Origin of the sequence: Methanofollis liminatans DSM 4140 (assembly GCF_000275865.1) — an archaeon.
GTDB classification, from domain to species: domain Archaea; phylum Halobacteriota; class Methanomicrobia; order Methanomicrobiales; family Methanofollaceae; genus Methanofollis; species Methanofollis liminatans.
Map to the genome: position 1 here is coordinate 2,034,307 of NZ_CM001555.1, position 14,827 is coordinate 2,049,133.

The 14,827-nt window shown below is 54.5% G+C and carries 15 protein-coding genes; 10 read left to right on the forward strand and 5 right to left on the reverse strand.

Features of this window, described 5'->3' with window-relative positions:
* Positions 1-97: 97 nt before the first annotated feature.
* The 10 genes from METLI_RS10005 (at position 98) to METLI_RS10050 (ending at position 6,106) form a co-directional block, all read left to right on the forward strand.
* A complete protein-coding gene (locus METLI_RS10005; RefSeq protein ID WP_004040052.1) occupies positions 98-1,276 on the forward strand; it encodes an ORC1-type DNA replication protein in 1,179 nt (392 codons plus the stop codon).
* Complete coding sequence (locus METLI_RS13370) at positions 1,263-1,409, forward strand: hypothetical protein (RefSeq protein ID WP_004040053.1); 147 nt, start codon at positions 1,263-1,265, stop codon at positions 1,407-1,409. The genes METLI_RS10005 and METLI_RS13370 overlap by 14 nt, the downstream gene beginning before the upstream one ends.
* Before the next feature lie 88 nt (positions 1,410-1,497).
* Positions 1,498-1,713: a hypothetical protein gene (locus METLI_RS10010; RefSeq protein ID WP_004040054.1), complete on the forward strand. Its 216-nt coding sequence runs from the start codon at positions 1,498-1,500 to the stop codon at positions 1,711-1,713.
* A 61-nt stretch (positions 1,714-1,774) separates the two neighbouring features.
* Positions 1,775-2,254 carry a hypothetical protein gene (locus tag METLI_RS10015; RefSeq protein ID WP_004040055.1) on the forward strand — a complete coding sequence of 160 codons (480 nt, stop codon included), beginning with the start codon at positions 1,775-1,777 and terminating at the stop codon, positions 2,252-2,254.
* Positions 2,255-2,629: a DUF3467 domain-containing protein gene (locus METLI_RS10020; protein ID WP_004040057.1), complete on the forward strand. Its 375-nt coding sequence runs from the start codon at positions 2,255-2,257 to the stop codon at positions 2,627-2,629.
* Between the two features lie 105 nt (positions 2,630-2,734).
* A complete protein-coding gene (locus METLI_RS10025; protein WP_004040059.1) occupies positions 2,735-2,914 on the forward strand; it encodes a hypothetical protein in 180 nt (59 codons plus the stop codon).
* A 79-nt stretch (positions 2,915-2,993) separates the two neighbouring features.
* On the forward strand, positions 2,994-4,133 hold the full coding sequence (locus tag METLI_RS12850) for a helix-turn-helix domain-containing protein (protein WP_004040061.1): 1,140 nt from the start codon (positions 2,994-2,996) through the stop codon (positions 4,131-4,133).
* 4 nt (positions 4,134-4,137) lie between these two features.
* Complete coding sequence (locus tag METLI_RS12855) at positions 4,138-4,647, forward strand: DUF4411 family protein (protein ID WP_004040063.1); 510 nt, start codon at positions 4,138-4,140, stop codon at positions 4,645-4,647.
* A gap of 38 nt (positions 4,648-4,685) precedes the next feature.
* On the forward strand, positions 4,686-5,399 hold the full coding sequence (locus tag METLI_RS13220) for a hypothetical protein (RefSeq protein ID WP_004040065.1): 714 nt from the start codon (positions 4,686-4,688) through the stop codon (positions 5,397-5,399).
* A gap of 323 nt (positions 5,400-5,722) precedes the next feature.
* Positions 5,723-6,106: a type II toxin-antitoxin system death-on-curing family toxin gene (locus tag METLI_RS10050; protein ID WP_004040067.1), complete on the forward strand. Its 384-nt coding sequence runs from the start codon at positions 5,723-5,725 to the stop codon at positions 6,104-6,106.
* A gap of 311 nt (positions 6,107-6,417) precedes the next feature.
* Here METLI_RS10050 and METLI_RS10060 read toward each other — a convergent pair whose 3' ends face one another.
* The 5 genes from METLI_RS10060 to METLI_RS10085 all read right to left on the reverse strand — a co-directional run bounded on the left by METLI_RS10060 (position 6,418) and on the right by METLI_RS10085 (position 14,807).
* The gene (locus METLI_RS10060) at positions 6,418-7,518 is read right to left on the reverse strand and encodes an SDH family Clp fold serine proteinase (RefSeq protein ID WP_004040071.1); all 1,101 of its coding nucleotides are present in this window, start codon (positions 7,516-7,518) and stop codon (positions 6,418-6,420) included.
* A 49-nt stretch (positions 7,519-7,567) separates the two neighbouring features.
* Positions 7,568-7,930: a hypothetical protein gene (locus METLI_RS10065; RefSeq protein ID WP_048103803.1), complete on the reverse strand. Its 363-nt coding sequence runs from the start codon at positions 7,928-7,930 to the stop codon at positions 7,568-7,570.
* 270 nt (positions 7,931-8,200) lie between these two features.
* Entirely contained in the window at positions 8,201-11,293 is a 3,093-nt protein-coding gene (locus METLI_RS10070; RefSeq protein ID WP_004040073.1) for a type I restriction endonuclease subunit R, read from the reverse strand.
* Complete coding sequence (locus tag METLI_RS12870; RefSeq protein ID WP_004040079.1) at positions 11,290-12,690, reverse strand: restriction endonuclease subunit S; 1,401 nt, start codon at positions 12,688-12,690, stop codon at positions 11,290-11,292. The genes METLI_RS10070 and METLI_RS12870 overlap by 4 nt, the downstream gene beginning before the upstream one ends.
* Complete coding sequence (locus METLI_RS10085; protein ID WP_004040081.1) at positions 12,687-14,807, reverse strand: type I restriction-modification system subunit M; 2,121 nt, start codon at positions 14,805-14,807, stop codon at positions 12,687-12,689. Before METLI_RS10085 ends, METLI_RS12870 begins: the two co-directional genes overlap by 4 nt.
* Positions 14,808-14,827 lie beyond the last annotated feature (20 nt).

Sequence of the window (14,827 nt, forward strand, 5' to 3'; positions counted from 1 at the left end):
ATCCATAAAGGTGTCGTTATGGAAGGAGAGATCGGTCCCTTCACTTTCACCCCGCACGCGGCCCGCCCCTATATACCCTCCCGATCACCCCTTCACCATGAAACATCCCTCCCTCATGAGCGACCAGACGCTCTTTCGCGACCCGGCAATCTTCGAGACCACCCACCTCCCCGAGGTCTTCAACTACCGCGACGCCCAGATGAACGACCTCGCCTTCGCCCTGCGGCCGGCCGTCCGGGGTTTTTCGCCGTTGAACACGGTGCTCCGGGGGCCGCCGGGCACCGGGAAGACCACGGCCGTCCGCCGGATCTTTGCCGAGGTGCGGGAGGTGACGCAGCGGGTCGTGCCGGTGCTCATCTCCTGCCAGACCGAACAGGCGCCCAATGCGATCTACAGCCAGATCTTTCGCGCCATCTTCGGCCATATGCCGCCCAGGTCAGGGGTTGCGAACGAGCGGATCCTGGAAAAGATCGCCCTGCGCCTGATCGAGCGCAAGGCGGCGCTCGTGGTCTGCCTGGACGACGCACACTACCTCATCCCGGACGGGACGCTGAACCGTGTGCTCTCGGCGATCCTCAGGATGTACGAGGCATGGCCGGGCACCCACACCGGGGTGTTTCTGACCATATCCGACCTGAGCACCGATTTTACCCGGACGCTCAACCCGGCGACGCTCTCGGTGCTCCACGCCGCGAACGTGTATTTCATGCCCTATGGAGCGGAGGAGATCCGGGAGATCCTCCTCGACCGGATCAGGGTGGGGCTGTACCCGGGGGTGGTGCCGCCGGCGGCGCTGGACTATCTGGTGGAGCGGACATACGCCTGCTGCGATCTCCGGATGGGGCTGGACCTGGTGAAGCGGGCGGCCACGACGGCCGAGCGGGAGGCGCGGACCGAGGTGACGGTGGAGGACCTGGCGGCGGCGTTTCAGATCTCCCGGCACCTGGAGGTGGCGACGGTGGTGGGCACGCTCTCTTCGGGCGAGCGGGCGGTGCTCGATGCGGTGCTGGCGGTGGAGAACGAGGGGCCGGAGCAGGTGATAGCGAAGCAGGTGTACGAGCGCCTCGGCGAGAGGGAGCATGTCAGTTATACGGTGTTTCATGAGCGGTTGCGGAAACTGGAGCACCTGCGCCTGCTGGACCTGACGGTGCGGCAGGAGAAGGGGAGGAGGCGGGAGATTTTTGTGCGGGAGGGGGTGGAGGAGGTGCTCCAGGGCCCGGCAGGTTCATCGGGGGCGAATCGATGTGCAGGAGTGTGTGACGATGAAAAATGGTGAGGTGAAGGTGGCGGGGGTGATCACGGTCGATCTCTCGCGGGAGTTCTGGGAGTCGACGTCGATCGCCTCGACCGAGGGGGATGTATCGGTGCCGGGGAGGGAGGAGATCACGATCGGGGTAACGAGACGGTGAACCTATGGGATCGGGTGATCCTCCAGATGGTCCGGACCCGGGGAAAGAAGGGGCCCGGTTTCTTGCATGGGTGAAGAAAAGAGGTTCGATGGTTCGCTTCAAGGACTGCCATAAAAAACATCTCCAGTCCGGTTTTGATGCGCATTCATTTGTCCGGTCTCTAGGATCCCCCTTTATTGAGAAGTACGCCTGGCGGGGAGAGGCGGTTCTGAAACTTGAGGATCTCCCCTGGGCCGACCGCTGGATGATCTGGTATGGCGAAGAGGTGCCCCATCATCGGCACTGGCAGCAACTGAAAAAATAATTTCAATAATAGAAAATATTTTTATTGTTTGGGGAGCAGGTATGATGGATATGTGGTTACTATGACCGGCACAGTCTACCCGGAGTTGCCTGCAGAACGTGCGCAGTTCCTTGAAAAACCGTTTGGGGGGCTTTTCGGGAAAACGGTGCTTTCGCAGGTGGTTGAAGAGGTCGTGGCCGATCCTTCTGCGCTCTATACCCCGAAATATCTCCAGGAACTGACCGGAGCCTCGGCGCCCCGGCTCAGGGAAGCCCTTGCGACCCTCACGTCGCTTTGTCTGCTGCACCGGAAGGAGATCGACCGGCAGCACCCGGTCTTCTCCGTCAATACGGGGTCGAAGGTCTTTGTGGCGCTTTCGTTCCTCGCATATGCGGTCCTCGACGATCGTGACGGCTCGGGGTGCATGGATCAGGCGGTCTGTGAGTATTATCAGACGACACTCAGGGAGGAGTGCGAACCGTTCGCCCTGGCCTCGACGGTCGATACCGAATATGTGGCTGAGGACGGAACATGCACCGGATGCTACGGGGCGGCGGTCTGAATGGATGGAGAGGAGAAGAAGAGCGGCAGAATGGTGATCGATCTGCGGGAGATGTACGAGTATGAACCGTCCGATCTGGTTCCGGAGATTGGCGAGACGGTGTACTCGAACCTTGCCTATGTGCAGGCCACGCACCGCGATGTGTTCATCGATTTTCTCCAGATGCCGGGCGTGAAGCGGGACGGGAAGATGCACGTGCAGGGGACGCGGGTGTATATGTCCCATGCGGCGGCGCAGAAACTTGCCGGGGCGCTTGCAGGCACGGTGGAGAGGGTCTATTCAGACGGGGCGATGGAGCAGTACCGCCCGGAGAGGGCCGGGGAGCGGGAGCTTTCGACGCAGGTTTCTCGGGTGACGAAGGAGAGGACGGTTTAATTGGTGCTCTTCTCACAGGTCTGATGCCTGCACTTTCTCTGAACCGGGGGGCGCTCTTTCCGGCAGGTGCATCGGGGGCGAATCGATGTGCAGGAGTGTGCGACGATGAAAAATGTTGAGATGAAGGTGGAGGGGGATAGGCTGGTGATCACGGTCGATCTCTCGCGGGAGTTTGGAGCGTCGAAGTCAGGGAAGTCGATCACGATCGCCTCGACGGATGGGAATGTGTCGGTGCCGGGGCGGGAGGAGATCAAGATCGGGGTGAATGTGTACCGGAAGAAGTGAAGGATGAGAGGTAGTACGAATCAATGGTAAAGGATATATTTCTCGGATAACTGATTCTATAATATCTCATTAGGTATTTATGCGAAAAAGATCGCCGAACATTCGAATTAAGCCAGATATATTTCGCTGGTTGCGTGAAAGTTCAGGGTGGACTCTTGAAGACGTGAGTAACCATTTGAATGTCTCGGTCGAGTGGGTTTTAAAATGGGAACGGGGAGAAAAAGAGCCCACACTTAACGAAATAAAGAATTTATCAAAGGCATATAAAAGGCCTCTGGCTGCATTTTTTCTTCCTGCGCCGGAGAGTGAACTTCCTCTCCCCCAGGATTTCAGAAGGCTTCCTGGACAGCAGCGTCCACTTTCAAAGAAGACTATTCTGGCGATCCGAAAAGCGCGGAATCTACAAGTCATTTGCACCGAACTGATGACAAATGTTGATATTCCGGTCGACCCGGATGTGATACGTGCACAGTTGAGTGACGATGCTGAGGACATCGCTCTTAGGGAAAGAGATAGATTTGGTATTTGGATTGAGGATCAACACCCGTGGCATAATCCCTATGAAGCATTCAAGAACTGGCGGGATCTCATCGAACATAAAAATATCCGTGTTTTTCAGTTTCCAATGGAATTGGAGGAACTCCGGGGGGTTGCTCTGATGGATTCGAAACCATATGCCATTGTCATAAATTCTTCAGACACGATACAGGCACGCATATTCACTTTATTCCACGAATATGGACATATATTGCTCCACGAACCTGCCCTTTGCACACCTGAAAATCCCATGACTGGTGATAGCCATGGAGCGAAGGTTGAGAGTTGGTGCAATCATTTTGCAGGTGCATTTCTTCTTCCTCAAGAAAGTATCAGAGGAGATTTTGCCCGATGCGGTTTGCACGGCTACAGCCGGATTGCAGCCCGATATAAGGTTAGTCTTTCAACGGTTCTCACTCGACTTGTATCCCTCCATCTCATCTCCCAAAACCAGTATCTCAGTGAAATGAGGAAACTCTCCGGGGAGAGTAGCGATAAAGAGGATCAGGCCGGTGGGGGGGGTGAAAGTTCTGCCCGGCGTGCTCAGAGAGAGAGGGGGGAGGTTTTTGTCTCTCTTGTCCTTGAAAACACACAAAGAGGACTTATTACCAGCAGCCGGGCTCTGGACTACCTCGATATAAAAACAAAGCACCTTGGTGAATTGACAAAACAAAAGCCGTGATATAATGCCGGGTAATTCATTCTATGTCATTGATTCTTCTTCTCTTATTGATATGAAAATGTATTACCCGATGACCGTTTTCAGATCTCTCTGGGTGCGATGTGATAGTTTAATTGCTGAGGGTCGTCTGTGTGCACCCCCTGTCGTGCTTGAAGAACTTGAACAAAAAGATGATGAACTGACCGAGTGGGCACGGGGTCGTAATGGTGCATTGTTCCACCTGGACTCTTCCGATCTCATGGGACGAGTGAGTGAGATCCTCGGGGTTTTTCCAAATCTTATCAATTCGAATCTGGATCGAGAGCAGGCAGATCCTTTTGTTATCGCGATGGCCCTCGAAAAAAGAGAGGGTCCGCAACAGATGCTCTGTGGCGGCGGCGATGTTTACGTTGTTACCGAGGAGAAGAATAATAGAAACGGAAACAAAACAAAAATCCCAAAGGTCTGTGACCATTTTGGGCTCCCATATATCTCCATGGTCGATATGATGGTCAATGAGGGCTGGGAATTTTAATTGTGCATATTTTCGATCAAGAGGAACAAGATAGAACAATGGAATGGATTGTCACGCTTTCCGGAGATAACCACTTATTGGAGGAGTTATCAAAATCATTCAGCAGTGCCGACATCTGCATACAGAAAGAGAATGGGAATTATGTTCTCAAATCAGATCGATTTGCAGAGCTCTCCGCCGAGCAAGATGTACGGGATCACGCGGAAAAGTTGTTACAATTGCTCAAGGGTCCTGCAAAACTTGCTCTGGGTAATGGGCCTGCAATAAAAATTAATCATATTCTGCAGATCTGTGAGGATGGAACAAGGCACTGTTTTGTCCATCTTTCGGAATGTGTCATGTTGTCTTGTTCTGTTGATGTGAGAATAACAAATCCTGATGGGACCGTCGAAGAACATCATCCTGCAGATGCCACTGTGGATTGGGTGAGCCTCTCCCAAAAGGATCCTGCCGTCAAAATGATGTTTGATCAGGTGTCTGATGATTTTGAAAACTGGCATGGTCTGTACAATGTCTTTGACATTATACGGGAGGATGTTGGGGACATTCCCAGAAAGGGTTGGTGTGACGCAGGAGAATTGAAAAGGTTTACACAGACTGCCAACAGCAAGGAGGCCGTAGGTGTGAAGGCCAGGCATGGGAAATGGATCTCGGCACCATGCAACCCAATGTCATTATCTGAGGCAAAAGGATTGATGAAAAAAATAATCACAGAATGGTTGCAGGAGAAAGCGATCCGCTATGGCCTTTAATACTGGCCGTATCATTCCGCCTTTTGCTAGGGGTCTGATGTGACGCACTCACTCGAGCGCCTTTCAATTCTCTCCTGATTGGACCGATGTGGTTGTCGAAGATAAACAGGCGGATCGGTGCACTGATCAGGTAGTCCCGGTGCATCAGGGCGTTGACCAGCAACTCTTCAAAGACCACCGGCGAGATCTCCGGGACGCCGGGGGCGGAACCGTCTCACGACACCCGAGTAGCGGGAGGAGTCCTCAATTCTTTCTGGGCATCCTGGCCGTGTGAAATCAATACGTACAAGTGTTCATACACACAACCGGAAAAAGAGCGATCCATGGTAGACCTCACGGTTAAAATGATCATCGAAGTCCAGATCCATATTATCATGGCGAGTAAACACCAGGAGGATGAAAGAACCGAGGGGCTTGTACGTGACTATGGAACTCTCGATTATCTCGTCGATGAGATGAATTACATCAACGATTCATGCACTAAGGCCGCCCTGATGCTTCATGGCATTGCTTCCCGGCACCCCTTTTATCAGGGAAATAAACGGACTGCACTCGCCATTGCAGAAATAATCCTCATGCTCGAGGGGGGATGGTATATTGCTGCCGAGGATGAGGCGATCGATCTCTATGTTCGTGAAGTTGCATGTTATCAGCATGACCTTAATGAAGTGAAATGCTGGCTTCAGAAAAACTGCCAAAAAATGTAGGATTAATGCTGGGCCAGGAGATCATATGCCCGCCTGTGCCTCTGCATCGAGAGTTCGAGGGCGGCCCGCTCGACCGGGGTGAGACCTTTCTCTTCTTTACCGTGATCTACCAGTCTGAAGGCACTATCTACATTATATGTCGTAGTTTCACCGATGGTGAAGGTGCCACGAGGGGCAAAAGAGCCCGAGCTTCCAGCGACCATAGTAGAGTTCTCCGATGAGCGGAAACGATACGGTCCAACGGATTTCATGAATCCCTCTTCGTTATTCGAATTTTTCATCCTCGGACACATGCTGGCACCTCCTCATTTTTACTGGATTATCTTCCAGCCCTGAGACATAGGTGTTACGTTGATATTAATGTTCAGATCTGGATTCCTGATCGCGTTGATCATAATTCTTGATCGATAGTCGCTTCGAATTCTAGTGCTCTCGACCGTTGCGTTAAAAAACTCATAATAAACAGGTTGTACAGGCACAACATGGACGTTCTGTAAAAATTGTTGGTAGACCTGCTTGAGAAGATCAGGGGGGAGATTGGCTGGCACCTGTATCTGGGGTACCGGCCCAATCTGCTGGGATAGAACGGGGTCGGCCATAGCAACCTCAAAGGGATTGAAAGGCTCATTACATCTCATCTCTCCTTCGAGATCTTTCCAGACTTTCCAGATGAGGGTTTCAAGGTCATCAGGAGCTTCTATGATAGGAAGCCCAATCTTCTTCGCCTCTGCTCGTCCAACCGGGTAGCCGTGATGGTAAAAGGATTTATTGAGGGCTTCTGAGATCGCCCGCACTTTGTTCTGGTCGTCCATGTGGAGGCTGAGAAGTTTTTCTCCGAGGGATAGGGCAAGGTTTGAACTTCGCTTTGCAGCTCCGATCGGAACTGTACCAACCTCTTTGCAGAGGAGTTCAAAGGCGCGTTCTTTCTGTGCCTGGTCTGTAATCCCAACATCGGACTGGACAAAGTCAATGAAATGCGAGAGGTCTTCGGCTGCAAAGTCCAGGCCTTCCCGTTTTCCTTCATTGTTCTTTTCCACATGGAGTTGTGGATCCACAGGGCCAAGGTTCGAGAAAGGGTGCATGATAATCTCGTCTGCACCGAGGGCGAGGAGCGTTGCAGCACTGTAGGCCTGGTATGGGAGGAGAACCCCGATTTTGTCGAATCGTTCTCTAAGCATACTGATTATGCGCCATGAGACAATCGGATCGCCTCCCTCGCTGACGATGAGGATATCGACCCCGTGCGCGGTCGTGGGAAGTCGTTGGATCTGCTCGCAAAACATTGGTATCGCATCAGATCCCATGCGCCCTCCACCACCATCGCTACGGGAACTGGTGACATAGGTTATCAAAGGTCGCTTTCGTACTTCTTCGATCTGTTTATAGAGTTCTACCCGCTCGGCATAGCCCATACAATACCCTTTGTTTGTCCCTATATCAAGATGATGAAATATTCGTACCTCAGTGCAGAATTGCCACGATGAAAACACATCCGATCAAAAATCCTATCACAAAGAGAACTATGCCCAGAGCGGGACTACCAGCACTCCAGGCCATCGTAAAGATTTCTATGACTCCAATAACGGCTATTACTGCAGAAAAAACAGCGAAAATGGCCCGGAAAGATCTAAAATCAGATTCCGGGCTGCTCTCTTCGCAGACTTCGACGGTGGTCTCGAATACCTGACCGACAATGGCCTCGGGTTCGGCCTGGATGCCGGTCTTCAGAGCGATGCCGGCAAATATCCCGGCGCAAAGTCCTTCAAAAAATATTTTAGTCTCTGGGGACTGGCCAGGGGAAGTTGTATGCCGTCTCCGTGCCATATGTGACGATCAGAGCGCTCCAGCAAAATGCTTTGTGCTCGATGGGTCGGACCATCCGGGAGGTGGCCAGAACCCGGAGGCGCACGAACCGACGACCGACGCGATCAGGTGTGTCCCGATCTTCCTCGCCAGCTGCTTCTTCTCCGCCGCAGTCCTATCCAGCAGCACCTCTGCAGGTTCGTACCGCAGGGCACTGCGGCACCCGTTTGCCCTACACCACCAACTGCAGGGTGAAGGCGGAGAAATGGTCAATACGCTTTATTTCAGAGCCTATTCGTCAGCTGCCTCCTTCCTGACGGCATCAAAGATCTCTTTTGCCAGAATTGGAAATGCAGACCCCTGAAACTCCTGATCAGACATATACCGCGTCACGATCTTGTCATTATCGGCCATGCGATCGATCATGATCTCCTCGATCAGTCTGCGGATCCCCAGTTCAAATTTGTCGAGCGGATTCGCGAGAGCGGTCTGGATCACCCGGTCATCGCTGCAGGCGCTTTCCTTGATCTGCTGGAAGAACAACCGGTCTCCTTCGGCGAACTGTGTCCCGAAACGCTCGTTCAGGACCTCTATGATCTCGGAAAGGGGTGCTTTTTCTTCCTTTGCCTTGCCGGTGCCGACTGCTGAGGGCGCTCTTACACCGGGGACGTCTCCCTCTCTCAGATCGATGGCGCCGGAAAAGACCCGCTCCAGACGGTAGTACTGGAGTTCGACCTCGTTGCTCACTTTCACGATCTCCTCGTCCTGGTCGAGGGTCAGATGAGGGATCAGGAAGCGCCCATAACTGTAGAGCATCTCCAAATCCGGGTCGTTATACGGCATGATCTGGCTCATGAATGCATACAGCCGGACGTAACTGCAGAGTCTGTCGCGGAACTCCTGCTTCTTCTCCTCATCTTCAATCCCCTTAAAGCGGTCCACGGCGGGCTGGAGGTGGAACTGCATGCGGGCATGGTCCGAGGGTTTTTGTTGGTCTGGCGGTTTGTAAAAGATCCTGGCGAAGGCCGCCACCTCGCTCCAGAAGTACACCTGCGCCTGGTCGAGTTGAAATTTGAGGGCTTCAAGCTGCGACGGATCGGTGCATTCCTGGAGGCTGGTTTTGTCATAATAGGGTTTGAATGCCCCGTAAATATCTTCGGCCTCGTTGACGAAGTCAAGAACGAACGGCTCGTCTTTTCCCGGGATCTTCCGGTTGAGCCGGGATAAGGCCTGTACGGCATGGACGCCGTCGAGCCGTTTGTCGACATACATCGTGTGGAGCAGCGGCTGATCAAAGCCTGTCTGGTACTTGTTGGCCGCAATGAGGATCTGGTAATCGTTAGAGTCGAACCGTTCGGGGAGCTGGGATTCACTGATGTGCTGGCCGGTGATCACGTCGATGTTCATGCCGGGTTCGGTGTACTCAAGGCCGGTGTTCGGGTCCGTGACGGTTCCGCTGAAGGCGACGAGGGGATGGATGTCGGTGTATCCGTGTTCGTCGATGTAGCGCTGGAATGCCTCCATATAGCGGACGGCATTGAGGCGTGTGGCGGTGATCAGCATCGCCTTTGCCCGGCCGCCGAGACGGTGCTGCACATGGGTGCGGAAGTGTTCCACGATCACCGCGGTCTTCTGCTCGATGTTGTAGGGGTGGAGACTCATGAATTTTGCGAGCACCCGGGCCGCCTTCTTCCTGGGCATAGCGGGGTCTTCCTCGATGGCCTTCAGGAGTCTGTAGTAGGTGGCATAGGTGGTGTAATTGGTCAGGACGTCGAGGATGAACCCTTCTTCTATCGCCTGGCGCATGCTGTAGAGGTGGAAGGCTTCAGGGACGCCGTCTGCGCCGGGTCTGCCGAAGAGTTCGATCGTCTTGCCTTTGGGTGTGGCGGTGAAGGCGAAGAAACTCAGGTTTGGCTGCCGGCCGCGGGATTGCATGACCTGGTTTAACCCATCTTCCCAGTCGGGATCGCCGTTTTCCCCGGGTGTTGCGGCTGCACCGAGGATCGCCTTCAATTCCCGGGAAGTCTCACCGCTCTGGCTGGAGTGGGCTTCGTCCACGATCACCGCATAGTTTCGGACGGCGATGGCCCGCTGCCACGCTTTTGCCTGTTCTTTCTCCTCTTCGGTCGCCTCTTCGAGGTTTTTTGCCCCTGCTGCGGTGAGCAACCCATGCAACACAAACGGGAACTTCTGGAGGGTGGTAACCACGATCTTTGTGCCGTCGATGAGGGCTGCGGCCAGTTGTTTTGAGTCCTGGTCGATGGCCTGGACTACTCCCTGTGCGTGTTCGATCTGGTAGATGGCGTCCTGGAGTTGCTGGTCGAGGATGCGGCGGTCGGTGATGACGATGACGCAGTCGAAGATTTTTTTGTCGTCTGCGTTGTGGAGGCTGGCGAGCCGGTGGGAGAGCCAGGAGATGCTGTTGGTCTTGCCGCTGCCGGCGGAGTGCTGGATGAGATAGTTGTGTCCCGGACCTTCTTTTTTGGCGGCGGCGACGATCGCGCGGAGGGCGTCGAGCTGGTGGTAGCGGGGGAAGACCATCTTCTCCTTTTTGATACGCTTTTTCCCGCCGTGCCCGTCGTCGACGGTCTGTTCCTTATTTTCGATGAACATGAAGCGGCCGATGATGTCGAGGAAACTGTCGCGCTGGAGGACGTCTTCCCAGAAGTAACCGGTGCGGTAGCCGGAGGGATGGGCGGGGTTGCCGGCGCCGCACTGGATCTGGCCGGGGTGGCTGCCGCGGTTGAACGGGAGGAAGTTTGTCCGGTCGTTTTCGAGGCAGGTGGTCATGTACACCTGTTCACTGTCGGCGGCGAAGTGGACGAGGGACCGCTTTTTGAACTGGAAGAGGGGAGCACGCGGGTCCCGGTCTTCACGGTATTGCCTCACGGCGTTGCGCCAGGTCTGGCCGGTCCCGGGGTTTTTCAGTTCGCAGGTCGCCACCGGGATGCCGTTGACGGCGAAGAGGAGGTCCACGGTGTCGCACCTGCCCGGGTGGCAGGGGACCTGGCGCGTGAGAGTCAGCTGGTTTTTTGCGTAGAGGGCAAGGGTCTCTGCGTTGAGGCCGTGGGCCGGTTTGAAGGAGGCGAGCCTGAAGGTCTTACCGTAGAACTTGAAGCCGTGGCGGAGGACGTGGAGGGTGCCTTTGGTGTCGAGTTCTTTGACCAGGGTCGCGAGGATGAGGTCTTCGAGCCGTTCCCCGTGGAGTCCCTGCATCTCGGCCCAGAGGTCGGGTTGCGTCTCCTGGAGGAAGGAGACGATCCGCTGCGGGAAGAGGGCGCGTTCGACGTCCCATTCTTCTTTTTTGCCCGCCTGCCAGCCTCCTTTGCGGAGGATCTCTTCGAGGTAGGTTTCAAAGGCCTTCTCGTCGGTCTGACCGGTCATACCTCTGCCCTCTCCCGCACATCGATCTTCCCGGTGACGGCGGCGGTGATCAGCGCCGAGCGGTACTCCTGCAGGCGGTCGATCACCGCTTCTTCCAGGGAGACCAGACGATCGATCTTTGCGGTCTGGCGGTCGAGGAAGTCGGCGATGGCGCGTTGTTCGGGGAGAGGGGGGATCAATATAGGTATATTACGAAGAATGTCGGTATTTATTGACTCCCTCGTAGATCCAACAGACTGCAGTTCTACGAATGTTAGTCCCGCCTCCGAACCGAGAATATAAAGAGCATATCTCCTATTGATTTGTGGATTTCTCAATCGGAGTCTCAACATTTGACCAGAGATTAGCCATCCATCTTCTTTTTCCGTACATAACGCAATTCTTCCGACACTTCCAACACGACTGAAGACGAGATCACCGGTCTGCAACCGATACATTGCCAATCGACTCGCATCTTCTTCAGATATTCTGGGTATTTCAGTATCGTCGATTTTAAAGTCATTCACATTACGAATCAAAATCAGTGGAACACCCTCATCTACATAATCACTTGCATGGAGTTGTGCCCCGAAAGGTCCAGTTTGGACGACCGATTGATCGTTTCCTTCAAGCAACTTTACTTTCGCAACACCCCAGTGCTCTGGCACATCTCCCAGCCATTCAACACCCGAAGGCTTGAGCGGGGGATGGGGGTCGAGCCCGGCGGCCCGGGCGGCGGCGGGCGGGAGGCCGCGGGTGACCGTCCGCGAGATGAGGGCGGAGCGCTTCTCCTTCAGTCTCTCGATGAGCGCCCGCCTCTTTGCGATGAGGGTGTCGATCCGTCCGGTCTGGCGGTCGAGGAAATCGGCGATGGCGCGCTGTTCGTCAATCGGAGGAAGTGGTAACAACGCCTCTCCAATTGCACTTTTTGGCAATCCATATCGTGTCACACCAGTTGCGGCGATCTGGAACTGGTGGTTGACGGCACTGGATTGTAAGGACCGAAAGAGAAATGCCCCCAGTAGTTTCCGGAGGTTGGGCCGAATAATTGCAAGGTGGTAACCACATACAAGATCTGGAGTTGTCTCCCTAACAAGGGCAGGAACAGCAATATCATCCCATTCCTCAGAGTCTTTGGTAATTACCACGTCACCGAGATGGAGTCTGAACCTTTGAATCTCCTCGGCGGTTGCCGTTGTCTCCATCAACTCTAATCCCGGATGGATGTGGTCATTGTAGTAGACATCTGTGTAGTTGCAGAGCCGGACTGGTAATTCGTCTTCAGATGGAACCTTATCTACATTACTTGTCCTGGTATTTGCTGTGGTTTTAAGCCGCTTCACCTCCCACCCCGCCGGCACATCCCCCAGCCACGCCACGCCGCTGGGCTTATACGAAGGATAAGGGGAATACTTCACTCGGCCACCTCCTCCAGAAGCGCCAGGATTTCCCTCTCCAGCGCCTTGATCTCTGCATCAATCTCCTCCAGGGACCGCGGGGGCTCGTACTGGTAGAAGTGGCGGTTGAGCGGGATCTCATACCCCACCTTCGTCCTCTTCTCGTCAATCCAGGCGTCGGGTACATGGGGCAGCACCTCGCGTGCAACATACTCCTCGATGCTCTCCTTCAGGGGCACGCTCTCGGTGTCTCGGAGGTCTGCATCCGGCTCAGGATTGCCTTTGCTATCGCGGCAGATCTCCGCCGTCTCGTCCCGCTCGCCCAGGGCGTTCAGCACCGCCTTCAACTCTGCGGCTGTCAGGAGCACCCCTTTCCTGCGGTCCATCGCCCGCAGGTCGCGGAGGAAGGCGATACGATCCTTGTAGCATTTTCCCCCACTGGATTCTGCGAATGCTTCGAGAAGTGCACGTATCTCTTGCTGCCGCTGCTTTCCCGCCCCTATCTCCTTGAGGCGCATCTCCCCATCCTTTTTCTTGCTCGTGGCAAGGTTCTGGAAGGCCGTCTCATTCACGATCCGCTCGATACGCTCAGGTGTGGCCTGGAAATTCAGCCGGAGCGGGCGCTCGACAGTGATCTTCTGGTAGCCAAAATCCTCGTTATCGAAGATCTTGCTGACAACAACGCTCTTCTCATCACCGTTCGTACCGATCAGGCGCGTCTCGCCGTCCCGGAAGGCGCCATAGATCCGCGTGATCTCCCCGATCTGGTCGGGTTCCCCCTCGTCCTTCTCCCCGATCTTGTTCCGCTTGTTCCCCAGGCTCTTCTTCATCTTCACAAAGAACTGGCGTGCATCGATGAGCTGGACCTTCCCCTTACGCTCCTCGGCCTTCCGGTTCGTCAGCACCCAGATGTAGGTAGAGATCCCCGTATTGTAGAAGAGCTGGTCAGGCAGGGCGACAACCGCCTCAAGCCAGTCGTTCTCGATGATCCACCGGCGGATCTCGCTCTCCCCGCTCCCGGCATCGCCCGTGAACAACGGCGACCCGTTGAAGACGATGCCGATCCGGCTGCCGCCTTTTTCTGGCGGGCACATCTTGGAGATCATATGCTGGAGGAAGAGCAGCGAACCGTCATTGATGCGGGGCAACCCTGCGCCGAACCGGCCATTGTAGCCCAGCGTTTCATATTCCTTCGTGATAAACGCCTGTTGCGTCTTCCACTCCACGCCGAAGGGCGGGTTCGCCAGCATATAATCAAACGTGATCTTCTCGCCACTGTCGCTGTAGCTGAAACTGTCCTTGGCAAAAGAGTCGCCAAGCCGGATATTATCCGCCTCCTCCCCTTTGATCAGCATGTCGGACTTACAGATCGCCCAGGCCTCATCATTCAGATCCTGACCATAGAGCAGCGGTTTGGCCTCGTTGTTCAGCTCGTGGATGTATTGCTCGGCCACTGAGAGCATCCCCCCGGTCCCGCAGGCCGGATCGAAGATCGTCTTCACCACATGGCTCCGGGCCAGATCCTTCTCAGGCGAGAGCAGGAGGTTCACGATCAACTTGATCACCTCGCGCGGGGTGAAGTGCTCCCCGGCCTCTTCGTTCGACTGTTCGGATCCGATCCTGATCAATTCCTCGAAGATATAGCCCATCTGGATATTATCCACATGATCAGGGGAGAGATTGACCGTATCGAACGCCTTGATGACCTCATAGAGGAGGTTCTTTTCATCCATCTTGGCAATCTGCTGACTGAACGCAAATCTCTCCATTATTTTGCGGACGTTGGGAGAGAAACCGTTGATATAACCGTTTAGATTTGGAGCAAGATTTTCCGGGTCATCGAGCAATGTGTGGAAGGTCAATCTGGACAGATTATAAAAGGGCAGGCCTGTGATCTTCTGAAGTTTGCTGCGAATAACACTCTCCGGCTTGTTCTTGATCTCAGCGTACTCCTGGAGAACCAGTTCTTTGGTGGGCACCAGCAGACAGTCAAAGCGCCGCAGCACGGTAAGGGGCAGGATAACCTTCCTGTATTCGTTGCGCTTGTACGGTCCCCTGAGCAAATTGCAGATGTTCCAGATGAAATTTGCCATTTCAGCGTGTGTAGCCGTTGTGCTGCTGTTCTTTGTTGCCATCATTCCATCACTCGTGTTCCATA

What these genes read in the sequence shown, in the direction of transcription:
- METLI_RS10005 (WP_004040052.1), top strand. Translation starts at nt 98, where the DNA reads ATGAAACATCCCTCCCTCATGAGCGACCAGACGCTCTTTCGCGACCCG.
- METLI_RS13370 (WP_004040053.1), top strand. Translation starts at nt 1,263, where the DNA reads ATGAAAAATGGTGAGGTGAAGGTGGCGGGGGTGATCACGGTCGATCTC.
- METLI_RS10010 (WP_004040054.1), top strand. Translation starts at nt 1,498, where the DNA reads ATGGTTCGCTTCAAGGACTGCCATAAAAAACATCTCCAGTCCGGTTTT.
- METLI_RS10015 (WP_004040055.1), top strand. Translation starts at nt 1,775, where the DNA reads ATGACCGGCACAGTCTACCCGGAGTTGCCTGCAGAACGTGCGCAGTTC.
- METLI_RS10020 (WP_004040057.1), top strand. Translation starts at nt 2,255, where the DNA reads ATGGATGGAGAGGAGAAGAAGAGCGGCAGAATGGTGATCGATCTGCGG.
- METLI_RS10025 (WP_004040059.1), top strand. Translation starts at nt 2,735, where the DNA reads ATGAAAAATGTTGAGATGAAGGTGGAGGGGGATAGGCTGGTGATCACG.
- METLI_RS12850 (WP_004040061.1), top strand. Translation starts at nt 2,994, where the DNA reads ATGCGAAAAAGATCGCCGAACATTCGAATTAAGCCAGATATATTTCGC.
- METLI_RS12855 (WP_004040063.1), top strand. Translation starts at nt 4,138, where the DNA reads ATGCCGGGTAATTCATTCTATGTCATTGATTCTTCTTCTCTTATTGAT.
- METLI_RS13220 (WP_004040065.1), top strand. Translation starts at nt 4,686, where the DNA reads ATGGAATGGATTGTCACGCTTTCCGGAGATAACCACTTATTGGAGGAG.
- METLI_RS10050 (WP_004040067.1), top strand. Translation starts at nt 5,723, where the DNA reads ATGGTAGACCTCACGGTTAAAATGATCATCGAAGTCCAGATCCATATT.
- METLI_RS10060 (WP_004040071.1), bottom strand. Translation starts at nt 7,518, where the DNA reads ATGGGCTATGCCGAGCGGGTAGAACTCTATAAACAGATCGAAGAAGTA.
- METLI_RS10065 (WP_048103803.1), bottom strand. Translation starts at nt 7,930, where the DNA reads ATGGCACGGAGACGGCATACAACTTCCCCTGGCCAGTCCCCAGAGACT.
- METLI_RS10070 (WP_004040073.1), bottom strand. Translation starts at nt 11,293, where the DNA reads ATGACCGGTCAGACCGACGAGAAGGCCTTTGAAACCTACCTCGAAGAG.
- METLI_RS10085 (WP_004040081.1), bottom strand. Translation starts at nt 14,807, where the DNA reads ATGATGGCAACAAAGAACAGCAGCACAACGGCTACACACGCTGAAATG.